Consider the following 13392-nt stretch of genomic DNA (forward strand, 5'->3'; position numbering starts at 1 on the left):
TCGAAGAGAGGATGAAGCATCATGGAGAAAGCATTAGAAGGCATTAAAGTCCTGGACTTCACACATTTGTTGCAGGGACCATTCGCAACGCAAATGCTAGGCGATTTGGGAGCAGATGTGATTAAAGTGGAACGCAAAGATAGCGGTGACAGCTATCGTCAATGGTCGTTTTTGAAATATTGGGTGGGTGGGACGGAATCACCCTGTTTTCTAGCCTTTAATCGAAATAAACGTTCGTTGGCGCTAAACCTGAAATCCCAAGAAGCCAAAGAAATTATTTATAAATTGGTCGCGGAATGTGACTTTGTCATTGAGAACTTCCGTCCGGGAGTGATGGATAAGCTCGGCTTCGGATTCGAGGATTTCAAAAAAATCAACCCTCGAATCATTTACTGCTCAAGCACCGGCTACGGACAGGATGGCCCTTACGTTGACAGACCTGGTCAAGATTTAATGATTCAAGCGCTTAGCGGCTTGACAACGCTAACCGGACGCAAGGATGCAGATCCAACACCGCTAGGTACGGGCATAGCTGACCAATTAGGCGCTTATAACATCGTATATGGATTACTTTCTGCCCTCTATTACAGAGAGCGGTCTGGCAAAGGCCAGAAAATCGAAATCAATCTGTTCCAATGTCTGATTACCCATCAGCTTCAGGAATTTGCAGTCACACTTAATTCCGGCAAGCTATTCGATCGTCCGATGTCGGGTATCGCCCATCCCGGACAGTCAGCTCCTTTCGGCATCTACCAGACTTCTGACGGCTATATGTGCATTTCAGTGAATCCGATTCCGGTACTAGCAGAAGTGCTAGGTGACGAAGGGTTGAACGACTACGACAATCCCGATACGTTGTACGATAAGAGGGATGAAGTGTTTTTCCGAATTCAGGCGAGCGTTGTCAAACAATCGACTGCTTATTGGGTGGAGAAAATGCTGGAGCGGGATATGTGGGTATCCGAGGTGAAAAACCATCTCGAGGTTGAACAGGATCCACAAGCCGTTCACCTTCAAGCTTTTACAACATATGAGCACCCCACCGCAGGTGAAGTGAAAACGGTCAATATTCCGGTTAAGTTCAGCGAAACGCCTGGAGAAATTCTTCGCCATCCTCCACTCGTCGGAGAGCACAACGAGGAAATCTTGAAGGAGCTAGGGTATGGTGGCGATCTGATTTCCGAGATGAAGCGAAATGGGGTCATCTAAGATGATTAACTTGAGGGGCATGACGTGGAATCATGAGCGCGGATACGCTCCGCTTCTTCTAGCCTCCGAGAAGTTTCATGAGCGGAATCCAAATGTGAATTTGACTTGGGATCGTCGATCTTTAAAAGATTTTGGAGACTACCCGGTAGATTTACTTGCCAAGGAATACGACATCCTATTGATTGATCATCCCCATGTCGGGATTAGCTCCTCGCAAGGCGTCTTGATTCCGCTTGACGAATGGATGCCGACCGAGTTTTTGGCAGATCAGCAGGCGAACAGCGTTGGACCAAGCCATATGAGCTACAATTGGGGCGGTCACCAATGGGCGCTTGCGGTGGATGCCGCGGCGCAGGTAGCTTCTTATCGACCGGATTTGTTGGCGGAGCGTAAGCTGCCCACGAATTGGGGGGAAGTTCATGAATGGGCTTTATCCCTTCCGCATAACCGTCGAATCGGCTGGCCTCTCTGTCCGACGGATGCGATGTGCAGCTTCTTGTCGTTATGCGCGAATATCGGGGGAAAGACATTTTTCAATGAAGCTGAAGGGATTCCACAGGAGGTCGGGGAAGCTGCATTGGAGATCATGCTTGATCTTCTCCCCATGCTCCATGAATCTTCACTGGCCTCAAATCCCATCCAGATGTACGACTTGATGTCATCTTCTGATGAGATCGTCTATGTGCCACTTGCCTTTGGATATACCAACTACGCTCGCAAATCATATGCCGGCAATCGCTTGCGGTTTGCCGACGTTCCTTCAACGAAGGGCAAGGCTGAGAATGCACTGCTTGGAGGTGTAGGAATGGCGGTTTCGGCGCTGTCGAAGTATGTTCTCCAAGCCGTCGAGTTTACGATGTTCGCCGCCAGTTCTCACGTTCAGAGCACGATTTATTACGAAGCCGGTGGACAACCCGGACATGCGTCGGCATGGACGGATACGAAAGTGAACGAAGATTGCGGTGATTTTTTCGAGGCGACAAGATGTACGCTTGAGCATAGCTACATGAGACCTAGAAACCATACCTTTCCTTCCTATCAAGAACAAGCTGGAGTTGTGCTACATGAAGCACTTAGTCGTTCATTGGTGAAGCGAACGGAGTCCGTTTCCACTATCGTTAAGGAATTAAACCATTTGTACCTTAACCTTCTACATAAAGAATAAGTTTTATCGATTTGTATAAGGAATAAGGGGCTATCCCTAAAGCTAATGCGAAAAATTTTGATATGCTCCCCAAACAGTAGACAGGTGAAATAATAAAACCCGCTACCGATAGGGGAGCAATTTCTATGTACTAAAGTAAACTTAATGCTGCTGAGAAATTTCGTCTATCGATCGGCCATGAATATCGATGGGTAAGATATGTTCCTTCTAGGAGAACATTGTCATCGGACCTACGGAGCCATAGGTGGGAACTAGTATACGACCGCCAGGTGGCACTTGCATGATAAGCAAATTCAGCCAAATCTTTGATTTTTGTCGTCCTAGAAAGAGACAGATACTACACGGACTTAAACACCTGCGCAGGCAACCCTTTTACGCCAGGGATATATTTGAACAAGCTCCCCGCAAGAGGCTCCATCTGAAGCTGTTCCTCACTTAGCCCCACTCGTGCTGATGTAATATAGAGCTCATCTAGATGCTCACCACCGAAGCAGCAAGAGGTCACTTGCGATACCGGCAATTCAACCTGCTCCAGACATTCACCGGTCAGAGGGTTCCAACGGCTAATGCAATTGCCGCCCCAATGGGCAACCCACAGCATGCCTTCCACATCTATTGTCATACCATCCGGATAGCCCTGTTCTTGTGGAATCCTAACAGCGGGTTGTCGGTTGCTGATCCTTCCGGTCACAGAGTCGTAATTAAAGCGATCAATTCTCCGTGTGGCTGTATCTATATAGTACATAACGGTGTCATCCAGACTCCAGCTAATCCCATTGGAGCAACCGATTTCCGTGAGCTGTTGAATTACGGTGCCATCTCCGTCCAGACGGTAAAGCGACCCTGCCGGAACACTGCCACGCTTGGGCATCGTTCCCGCCCAGAACCGTCCAGATGAATCGCACTTGCCGTCATTGAATCGATTGTCTTGAAGATCCGATTCAGGGTCTATGATCAGTTCGAGATTTTGGTTCTGTAGATCCAGATAGTAAAAGCCATGCTCAAGAGCACACACCATTCTTCCATCTTCTGCAGGTACAATTGCACCAATGCGCTGTCCGATAGGAATAACCTGATGATCTCCAGACTCAGGAGTATGAAAGTTAACTAGCATAGCCTCAATATCAACCCAAACGATTTGCTTACGATCGGGTAGCCACAAGGGGCCTTCACCAAGCAGCGATTTGACATCGCCAACGACTTCTAACCGATTTGTCAACGGAAGCTCTCCCCTAGAAATGATATAAATCCCCTTTTTCATTAGACTTACAAGTTAGACCTCCGCGATAAACCGATTCGTTAATGAACCTAGCTTCTCGATTTCAATCGTCACGACATCCCCGTCTTTCAAGTAAACCTGTCGCTCTGGTGGATAACCCATCACGACCCCTTCTGGCGTTCCAGTAAGAATAATATCTCCCGGTAACAACGTGAAATGTTGAGAAATGTAGCTTATGATTTCAGCACAACTAAAAATCATATCGCTCGTATTGGAATGTTGACGGTTCTCGCCATTCACAAACGATTTAATCGTAAGGTCGTTCGGATTGTCGACTTCGTCCGCCGTTACAAGATAAGGACCCAAAGGCGAGAACCCATCACAGGTTTTGCCAAGCAACCATTGCGCAGTCCGCAACTGCAAATCTCGTGCGGACAAATCATTCGCGTTGCAATAGCCGAATACATAATTCAGTGCATCCTCTTCGGACACATCTTTTGCTTTATTTCCGATGACCATGACAAGCTCGGCTTCATAATCTACCTTCTGCGTGACTCGCGGAATCACAATTTGTTCCTCATTCGCGGCCAATGAATTATTAAATTTGTTAAATAAGATCGGATACTGCGGAATGAGCGAATTCGTTTCTTCCGCATGCTTGCGATAGTTGAGCCCGACGCAAATGATTTTACCTGGATTCGTCACGCAGGGGCCGAATTGAAGACTCGCTTCATCCAGCCAGTAATTGGATGTCTCTGAGGGAGAAGACGCCAGCTCAACCAACCTACTAAGTACTTGGATTGCCGATGAACCCTGTTCGATCACTTCTTGAATCGTAAGGGGGACATCCTTCAACAACAATTGCTTCGCTGCAGAAGCAACATCCAGTACACCTTTGTCCATTCGAATGCCTAATCGGTAGTGTTGATCTTCTTTAAAGGTCAGCAGTTTCATCGTTAGACTCCTTTGCCTGTAAAATACGGTTTACAAATGAATGGTAATTCACTATTATCTAATTGAAACACAAGTTTCATTTTGTGGCAATACACGATTGGGGCAATTGATCAGGTAGGTATAAAAGATCGGAGAGGATAACCGATGGGTGACATGCTGTTAATAAATGGAACAGTAGTGGGGCGTGATAGGTTGATCCCGAATGGATTTGTACATATTTGTGACGGTAAAATCAAGGCATTCGGGGAGCAAGGTGAGATTCCTGAAATCACACCCGACATGGAAGTCATCGACACATGTGGGGCTTACATTGCGCCGGGTTTCGTCGACATCCATTGTCACGGGGGTGGTGGGGTGTGGTCGTTTCACCAACCGTACGAATTTGCAGTTGCCCATCTCCTGCACGGGACGACGAGTATTCTTCCGACCTTAACTTATAACGAAAGCCGTGAAGAGACACGGCAGGGTGTACTGGAAATAAAGAATGCAATTTATTCCGATGCACCTTATCGTTCTGCGATCGTTGGCATTCATCTAGAAGGTCCTTATATTAATAAAAAATACGGCGCAGTTACTTCTCCGATCAGGCCTGTCGACCCAGAGGAGTATAATGAGCTGCTGAGTTTGGCGGGAGAAGAGATTAAGCTTTGGACGTTAGCTCCTGAGCTTGACGGTCAATACGAGTTTGCCATAGCTGCTGCGCGATACGGTATTGCTTTGTCCGTCGGTCATTCGGAGGCGACTGCTGAACAAATATATCGATTAGTGCCCCTTGGACTGCAAGTCGGCTGCCACTGTACGAACGCAAGCGGCACGACCCCAAGCCCATCCAGTTTTCTCGGTACACGGGAGGTGGGGGTGGATGAAGCTGTGCTTGTTCATGACGATCTCTATGCAGAGGTCATCCCCGACAAGCTGGGTATTCATGTGCGCCCACTGATGCTCAAGCTGATCCATAAGACAAAGGGGACGGACCGAGTCATTATTATTACCGATGGCATGCCCGACTCAGGGTTGGCTGACCCTGACGAACCTGATGTTAATTACAACTATAAGGGTGCTCTGGCTGGGAGTAAGCTGACCATGGACGGTGCAGTTCGTAACATGATGAAGCATGCAAGCGTCGGGATTGTGGATGCTTTCCGAATGAGCGCTACGAATCCGGCAGTTGTTATTGGTATGGAACATGAAATTGGAAGCATCGAGCAGGGGAAATGGGCGAACATCATTCTCGTGGACGAAGAGATTCATGTGCAGGCAGTCATTTTACGAGGAGAAATGATCAAATAAAGCTATTCATATTTGTTAACTTATGATATATTACTTAATGAAACCAGTGTACCACAATGTGAAACTTAGATAAGTAAGAAAAACAAGCTATTGCGATTGGTTTGTTCCATCGTCGTCAATCCATCATGTTGGGAGAAGGATGATATGGCTATCTATCACTATGAACAATCCACAAGGAAGTTTGCGGAGTCGCGCCAATTTCTTGCGCAAGGGGTTGCTAGCTCACTGCGCGCAGCAATGAAACCGATCCCCCTATTCGCTGAATCTGCATCGGGAGCGCGAATTCGAGATGTCGACGGCAATGAATACATCGATTATCTGCTCGCCTATGGACCTTCGATTCTTGGCCATTCCCATCCTGCTCTGGTTGAAAGCGTATACGAGGCAATGACCAAAGGCGCAAGCTATGGTTTGCAGCATGAGGGGGAAATCCAACTCGCGCGCCGTTTAACGGAACTGTTGCCGTGCGCCGAATCGATCGCTCTCAGCGGCTCAGGCACAGAAGCTGTAATGCTCGCCCTGCGACTCGCCCGAGCTCATACGGGAAAACGAAAAATTGTGCGATTTCACGGACATTATCATGGCTGGTCAGACACCATTTTCACCTCGTTCCCAAGCTCCGATATGATACAGACGTCCACTTCCTCTGAGGAATATAAGGAGGAACAATCGCTTCCAGGAACAGGGGGGCAGAGTGACATTGCTCTTACAGAAGTCATTTTGCTACCATGGAACGATACGATTCTGCTAGAGCGCACGCTCCGAGAAGGCAAAGACCAGATCGCTGCTGTCATTTCCGAGCCAGTCATGTGTAACTCGGGTTGTATATTGCCTGCGCCTGGTTATCTGGAGAAGATGCGCGAGCTGACGAGCGAACTCGGCATCGTCATGATTTTGGACGAAGTCATTACCGGATTCCGTGTCGCCTTGAATGGTGCTCATGGTCGTTTCGCGATCATGCCCGATCTCGTTACAGTTGGTAAAGCTCTAGGTGGAGGAATTGCCGTTAGTGCCGTCGGCGGCAAACAATCCATTATGTCGTTACTTGAGACAGGCGCGGTTAGTCACCTGGGCACTTTAAACGGTAATCGGGTTGCTACCTCTGCTGCCCTAGCCACCTTGAAAGTTCTTTCTGATAATGAGGGGGCTATTTACGAACGGATGGAATCCATATCCCGCAGGATAGTCGAGGGTATTCGAGATCTCCTTAGCAAGAAAGGGATAGACGGTATCGTGAATCAGATCGGTCCTGTCTTCCACATGATGTTCACGCAAGAAAAACATGTCGAGAACTTCGAAGCTTTTAACAATCGTGATGCGTCAGCCTACTCGACATTCGCCGAAAGGATGCTTGAAGAGGGGGTGCTACTACGTCCGAATGGACTTTGGTACGTATCGGCGGTGCACAGTGAACAAGAAGTGAAGGAAACACTGGCTGCCGTTGATCGGGCGCTCGATCGGATATGAGGCCGAAATACTCAAATGGATAAGGAGACTCAATGAAGGAAATGGAAGAAAAACAGGAACGGTACACGATTCAATCTATCGACAAGGCGTTGGATTTAATTGAGCTACTGTCGGAGCATGGATCGATGAGCCTTATTGAATTAACGGATATGCTCAATCAACCAAAGTCGTCGACATACCGAATCATTTTGACATTGGAAAATCGGGGATTCATCAGTCGCAGCGACGAGGACGGAAAATATTGTTTGGGTTACAAGCAATTGATCATCACGAAAAACTTGTTGGAGCGGAATAATATCCGATCGGCGTCCTTGCTGGAAATGAAAAAGCTGTCGGACATATATGGCGACACGGTTAACCTCGGTGTCTTAATCGACGGTGAAATTATGTATGTTGAGATCATTGAAAGCACTCATGCCTTGAGAATGACGGATTCCGTAGGATCGAGATCTCCGTTCCATGCTACTGCAATGGGAAAAGCGATTACTGCCCATTTGCCGGAACGGGTTGTGCAAGAACTACTGGATCGCCATGGACTGCCCCCTGTAACTGAGCAGACCATTTCAACTCCCGAACGGTTCAAGGAGGAGCTAGAGAAGGTGCGCAGAAATGGTTATGCCCTGGATAATCAGGAGATTGTTGAAGGAGCCCATTGTGTAGCGGCACCTATATTCGGTATGTTTGGCAATGTGTACGGTGCCATTAGCCTTTCTGGTCCGATGCATCGCTATACCGATGACAAAATCCCAGGAATCGCCGAACACGTCGCTGCGGCTGCATCTGCAATCTCTCTTAAATTAGGCAATGCTGCTGCAGCTGTTGCACTGGATGAGTGAAGCTTTTTAAGCGAGAGCAGTATTAAATATAACAAAATAGAACCAATACCCCATGGAAACCAAGCGACTTGTTGTACCTCGTCTGCTTGGTTTTTTTATACCTTAATGTACTCAAGTGAGGTTTAAAAAAACTCGTTTACAAATTAAACCATTATGCTATAATACAAATGAAACATATGTGCCACGTATTGAAACCGTGATTACAAGGGAGAACAGAGGAGGATTTTCGTATGAAGCGAAATAAAAGTTCTACTGTCTTATTGTCCTTGGTGTTAACGGCAGCATTGATTCTACCTACCGCTTGTAGTTCGGGGAATAACGAAGAAGCTTCATCAGTGGGGTCAAACAAGCCGAGCGAAACGGCAAAAGAGAGTAGCACGGCAACTGAAAGTAGCACGGCAAGTGAAAGCACGGCTCCAATCGATCCGATGGGCAAATACGACCCCCCAATTGAGATTTCCACCCTCAGTTCTCTGGATAGCGATGTGAAGTTTCCAGAAGGGGAATCACCGGAAAATAACATTTGGACGAAAACCTACGAAGAGCAGCTTGGGATCAAGGTAAAAATCAAATGGACCGGTCCAAGTGAGCAGGCTGCGCAAAAGGTTAACCTCATGATCGTATCCGAAGATTTGCCGAATATTATGTCGGTTAACGACAACCAATTTCAGCAGCTTTACGATGCTGGCATGCTGGAGGACTTAACCGATGCATATGAGAAATATGCAACCCCATTTCTGAAGGAACAGCTTACTTACGATGAAGGTCGCGCGATGAAATCCGCTACCCGAGATGGGAAATTGTACAGTATTCCCACTTTCCTAGATCCGCTCGATGATACGGAAATGCTGTGGGTGAGGACCGACTGGCTGAAAAAGTTAAATCTACCGGAACCAAAAACGATGGCTGATTTCGATAAAATTGCGGAAGCGTTTACAACGCAGGACCCCGATGGGGATAAGAAAAACAACACACCAGGATTCACGGTTACCTCGGATATTACGTACCATTTAACCCCGTTCTTTAACGGATACCATGCTTATCCGGCTTTTCAACAGCAGATGGGGTATCCGGTCAAATGGTTGAAGGATTCATCCGGGCAACTGGTCACAGGGCTGTTCCAGCCGGAAATGACAACGGCATTACAGAAGCTGCAGGAGTTCTACAAGAAAGGTTGGATTGATAAGCAATACGCCGCTCAAGACTACGATACGTTAACCAAGGCTTTAGCTAACGGCAAGGTCGGCATGCTGTTCGGGGTTTGGTGGTATCCATCATGGCCAATTCAAGAAAACGTAAACAAGGACCCCAACGCGGATTGGAAGGCGTATCCGATTCCTTCGATCGATGGAACGCCGGCCAAAACATCAGCTACGGGATTATGGCTCCGAAATCATAATGTCGTCATCAAAGGCTACAAAAACCCAGAAGCCCTTATTAAGCTAGCGAACTTGACGCTTGAAAAATCCTTCGGAGCAACGGCCGATGCGGAAACTTATCTGAACAAGGCTGACCCAACAAAAGGAAACGCCATGTGGAAGTACAGCGCAGTATGGGTTGAACTGGGCCACAAAAACATGATCAAATTCCAGAAGGTCAAAAATGCTTTGGAAACCAAAAGTCCAGAAGGCTTAAATGTGGATGAAACGAACACTTACAACAATGTACTAAAGTACGAGTCAGGGGATATCTCCCATTGGCATTATGAGAAAATTTTCGGTATTGATGGCTCATGGAATGTCACAATCGATAACCAGAAAAATGATCTTTTCCAATACGACGAATTTATGGGCTCTCCGACGAAGACAATGGTTGAAAAAGGACCGATCATCATGAAGAAGTTAAATGAAACCATTAACAAGATCATTATGGGCGCTTCTATGGATGAATGGGATAAATTCCAAGAGTATTGGAAAGCCAACGGTGGCGATGACATTACGAAGGAAGTCAATGAGTGGTATCAACTTCAGAATAAATAATTCCGACCAACACATGGCATGAGAAAGGAAGGGAAGCGAGGTGTGAACTTGCTTTCCTTCCACCATCAAATTTACTGCCCAGGGGGGAGTCCTCCAGACTTATGGCACTTAAGCGGGAATTAAAACGAAATTACGCCTTATATTTGATGCTTCTACCCGCGATTATATTAGTGCTCGTCTACAGTTACGGGCCGATGGCGGGATTGGCAATTGCTTTTGAAAAGTTCACCCCTTCCAAAGGGATTTTCGGCTCCGAGTGGGTTGGTTGGAAAAATTTCGAATATGTCATCGGCTTACCTGAAACGATCCACATTTTATGGAACACGGTTTATATCGCTCTCATGAAAATCGTTGCTGGACTTATATTCCCAATTCTCATTGCAATTCTGTTGAACGAGTTAAAAATAAAGTGGTTCAAGAGAAGCATCCAAACCGTTATTTATATGCCGTACTTTCTGTCATGGATTATTGTAGGGGGCATTCTGTACGATATGTTGGGCAGAGAAGGCATTGTGAACACCTTCCTGAGCTATTTTAACGTGTCTAACATCTTCTTCTTTGGCAATGATACTCTATTTCCTTATTTGCTCGTTACGACCGATCTTTGGAAAACGTTCGGATACGCGACCATCATCTACCTAGCAGCTATCGTAAGCATTAATCCAACCATTTATGAAGCGGCCATAGTAGACGGAGCAAGCCGTTGGCGGCAAACCCTGCATGTGACCTTGCCGGGAATGGCTCCCATTATCGTACTGCTGGCGACGCTCAGCATCGGGAACGTACTGAACGCGGGGTTTGAACAGGTGCTGGTGCTGACAAACAACAATACCAATACGCTAGTACTGAACAGTGGTGAAATTATAGATACATTTGTCTATCGACTCGGCATTGCAAATGCTCAATACGGATTAGCTACTGCGGTGGGGTTATTCAAATCTTGTGTATCCTTTTTCTTCGTTTCCTTGTCATACTTCTTGGCTTATAAATTGATCAACTACAGAATCTTCTGAGGAAGGAGGCGTGTGCATGGACGTTGGTCATTCAACGGGGAGGAAATTGTTCCTAATCGCGAATAATGTGTTTCTTTTCTTGGTGGCATTGAGCTGCTTGCTCCCTTTTATCCATATCATGGCGGTCTCCTTTAGCTCGCCAGCAGCGTCGACTGCAGGAGAGGTTAAGCTGTGGCCGGTCGAATTTACGTGGAAGGCTTATGAATATGTCATTGACAAGAAGGAGTATTTGCAATCGTTAGCGGTTTCGTTCAAACGAGTTGTACTGGGTACGACCATTAACATGCTACTGACGGTTCTTACAGCCTACCCATTATCCAAAACCCTTCGGGCTTTTCCGATGCGAACCGTATTTGCGTGGTTCTTTGTTTTTACGATCCTCTTCGGGGGTGGGCTCATTCCATGGTATATCGTTATTAAGTATACGGGACTGATGAATTCGTTGTGGGCATTGGTTTTGCCGGGTGCTGTACAGGTATATAGCATCATCATTTTACTGAATTTTTTCAGGCAGCTACCAAAAGAGCTTGAGGAATCTGCCTTCTTGGATGGAGCGGGACATATGAACGTTTTGTTGCGTATCTACATTCCGTTGTCTGGTCCGGCACTTGCCACTCTATTGTTATTTTCGATAGTGGACCATTGGAACGCCTGGTTTGATGGATTGATCTTGATGAACACTCCCGCCAATTATCCACTGCAATCTTATATGCAAACGATTGTCGTCAACATGTCTTCCCTCTTTCTCAATACAACTAATTCCGAAATGTTAAAGGAAATCAATGACCGGACGGTAAAGGCCGCGCAGATTCTCATCGGAGCACTTCCTGTGCTACTTGCTTATCCTTTTCTGCAAAGGCATTTTATTAAAGGAATTGTATTAGGTAGCGTCAAGGAGTAAAGCGATTCCTCATCCTCAACAACCTTCATTACTCGACTAAGGAGAGATCATAAGATGGACCAGCTTACGGCCGTTCTCATTGGGGCGGGAGGCAGAGGCTTTCACAGTTATGCAAGCTACGCGCTTGATTTCCCTCATGAATTAAAAATTGTAGCCGTTGCAGAACCGAACGCTGCAAGAAGAGCTAGCTTCGCGGAAGCACACGGTATTCCAGATCAATGCTGTTATGAATCGTGGGAGCCGTTGTTAGAGCAGTCGCCAGTGGCTGACATTGCATTGATCTGTACGCAGGATCGCATGCACTTCGAGCCTGTGATGCTGGCATTGAAACAAAAATATCATGTGTTATTAGAAAAGCCGATGTCACCGAGCCCGCTGGAATGCATTCAGATCGAGCGCGCAGCCAAGGAGAATGACCGTCTGCTGACTGTGTGCCATGTCATGCGTTACGCTCCGTTGTGGTCTGCGATCAAGCGAATCATCGACGAGGGAAAAATCGGACAGATCGTCTCCATTCAATTAAACGAAAATGTTGGCTACTGGCATATTGCCCATAGCTTTGTCCGTGGTCCATGGAACAATTCGGATACGTCAAGCCCGATGATCCTTGCCAAGTCATGTCATGACATGGACATGTTGGCTTGGTTGATGGATCAGCCTTGCACAAGGGTGAGCTCCTTCGGCTCCTTGATGCATTTTCATTCTGGCAACGCTCCGGAAGGCTCGACGGATTTCTGTATCGATGGCTGTGCAGTCGAAGCGACCTGTCCGTATTCCGCACCTCGCTTTTACTTGACTGGTGAAGGCAAGTCATTTTATTCCAAGTATTTTACAAATGATTTCACGGGTGAGCCTTCCCGCGACAAAATTGTTAAAGGGCTGCATGAATCCTCTTACGGACGCTGTGTGTACAAAAGCGATAATAACGTCGTTGATCATCAAGTGGTCAATATGGAATTCGCTAATGGAGCCACTGCAACATTCAGTATGTGCGGGTTCACGCTTGAACCGCAGCGAGTGATTCAGATTATGGGGACAAAAGGTGAAATTCGGGGGCAAGACGACCACATTGTGCTGCGTGATTTTCTCACTCATGAGGAGACTCGGGTGACGATCCCCCACCAAACCGGACACGGTGGAGCCGACAAAGCGATCATGCGCAATTACCTTCATGAAGTCCGTCATTACCACGGACAAGAAAGTCGATCCTCAGCGTCAGCATCCGTGCAAAGTCATATGATGGCTTTCGCAGCTGAACATTCGCGTCTCCGCAAAGGAGCATCCATTGAGTTGGCTGATTATTACGAGCACATTGCGGAATCGATTTCTGAGGTTGGATGTTAATAGTGGAAAGGGGAC

The 13392-nt window shown here is 46.9% G+C and carries 11 protein-coding genes; 9 read left to right on the forward strand and 2 right to left on the reverse strand.

Annotation, left to right across the window (positions count from 1 at the left end; translation table 11 throughout):
* The first annotated feature begins 21 nt into the window (after positions 1 to 21).
* Together M1K58_RS01425 and M1K58_RS01430 are read left to right on the forward strand one after the other, a co-directional pair.
* The gene (locus tag M1K58_RS01425) at positions 22 to 1209 is read left to right on the forward strand and encodes a CaiB/BaiF CoA transferase family protein (protein WP_256756883.1); all 1188 of its coding nucleotides are present in this window, start codon (positions 22 to 24) and stop codon (positions 1207 to 1209) included.
* 1 nt (position 1210) lies between these two features.
* Positions 1211 to 2374: an ABC transporter substrate-binding protein gene (locus M1K58_RS01430; protein WP_256756884.1), complete on the forward strand. Its 1164-nt coding sequence runs from the start codon at positions 1211 to 1213 to the stop codon at positions 2372 to 2374.
* Between the two features lie 337 nt (positions 2375 to 2711).
* Here M1K58_RS01430 and M1K58_RS01435 read toward each other — a convergent pair whose 3' ends face one another.
* Positions 2712 to 3593, reverse strand: coding sequence for an SMP-30/gluconolactonase/LRE family protein (locus M1K58_RS01435; RefSeq protein ID WP_256756885.1), 882 nt, complete (start codon positions 3591 to 3593; stop codon positions 2712 to 2714).
* 54 nt (positions 3594 to 3647) lie between these two features.
* Positions 3648 to 4547, reverse strand: a complete 900-nt coding sequence (locus tag M1K58_RS01440) for a fumarylacetoacetate hydrolase family protein (protein WP_256756886.1) — start codon at positions 4545 to 4547, stop codon at positions 3648 to 3650.
* Between the two features lie 144 nt (positions 4548 to 4691).
* Here M1K58_RS01440 and M1K58_RS01445 point away from each other — a divergent pair, with 144 nt between their 5' ends.
* From M1K58_RS01445 to M1K58_RS01475, 7 genes are all read left to right on the forward strand, one after another.
* A complete protein-coding gene (locus M1K58_RS01445) occupies positions 4692 to 5837 on the forward strand; it encodes an N-acetylglucosamine-6-phosphate deacetylase (protein ID WP_256756887.1) in 1146 nt (381 codons plus the stop codon).
* Between the two features lie 144 nt (positions 5838 to 5981).
* Positions 5982 to 7304, forward strand: a complete 1323-nt coding sequence (locus M1K58_RS01450) for an aspartate aminotransferase family protein (RefSeq protein ID WP_256756888.1) — start codon at positions 5982 to 5984, stop codon at positions 7302 to 7304.
* A gap of 41 nt (positions 7305 to 7345) precedes the next feature.
* Complete coding sequence (locus M1K58_RS01455; RefSeq protein WP_256756889.1) at positions 7346 to 8140, forward strand: IclR family transcriptional regulator; 795 nt, start codon at positions 7346 to 7348, stop codon at positions 8138 to 8140.
* A 230-nt stretch (positions 8141 to 8370) separates the two neighbouring features.
* The gene (locus M1K58_RS01460; protein WP_256756890.1) at positions 8371 to 10119 is read left to right on the forward strand and encodes a type 2 periplasmic-binding domain-containing protein; all 1749 of its coding nucleotides are present in this window, start codon (positions 8371 to 8373) and stop codon (positions 10117 to 10119) included.
* Between the two features lie 101 nt (positions 10120 to 10220).
* Positions 10221 to 11132 carry an ABC transporter permease gene (locus M1K58_RS01465; RefSeq protein WP_256756891.1) on the forward strand — a complete coding sequence of 304 codons (912 nt, stop codon included), beginning with the start codon at positions 10221 to 10223 and terminating at the stop codon, positions 11130 to 11132.
* Positions 11133 to 11148: 16 nt separating this feature from the next.
* Positions 11149 to 12033: a carbohydrate ABC transporter permease gene (locus tag M1K58_RS01470; protein WP_256756892.1), complete on the forward strand. Its 885-nt coding sequence runs from the start codon at positions 11149 to 11151 to the stop codon at positions 12031 to 12033.
* A 54-nt stretch (positions 12034 to 12087) separates the two neighbouring features.
* A complete protein-coding gene (locus M1K58_RS01475; protein ID WP_256756893.1) occupies positions 12088 to 13377 on the forward strand; it encodes a Gfo/Idh/MocA family protein in 1290 nt (429 codons plus the stop codon).
* The last annotated feature ends 15 nt before the right edge of the window (positions 13378 to 13392 follow it).

Origin of the sequence: Cohnella sp. WQ 127256 (assembly GCF_024519285.1) — a bacterium.
GTDB lineage: Bacteria > Bacillota > Bacilli > Paenibacillales > Paenibacillaceae > Cohnella.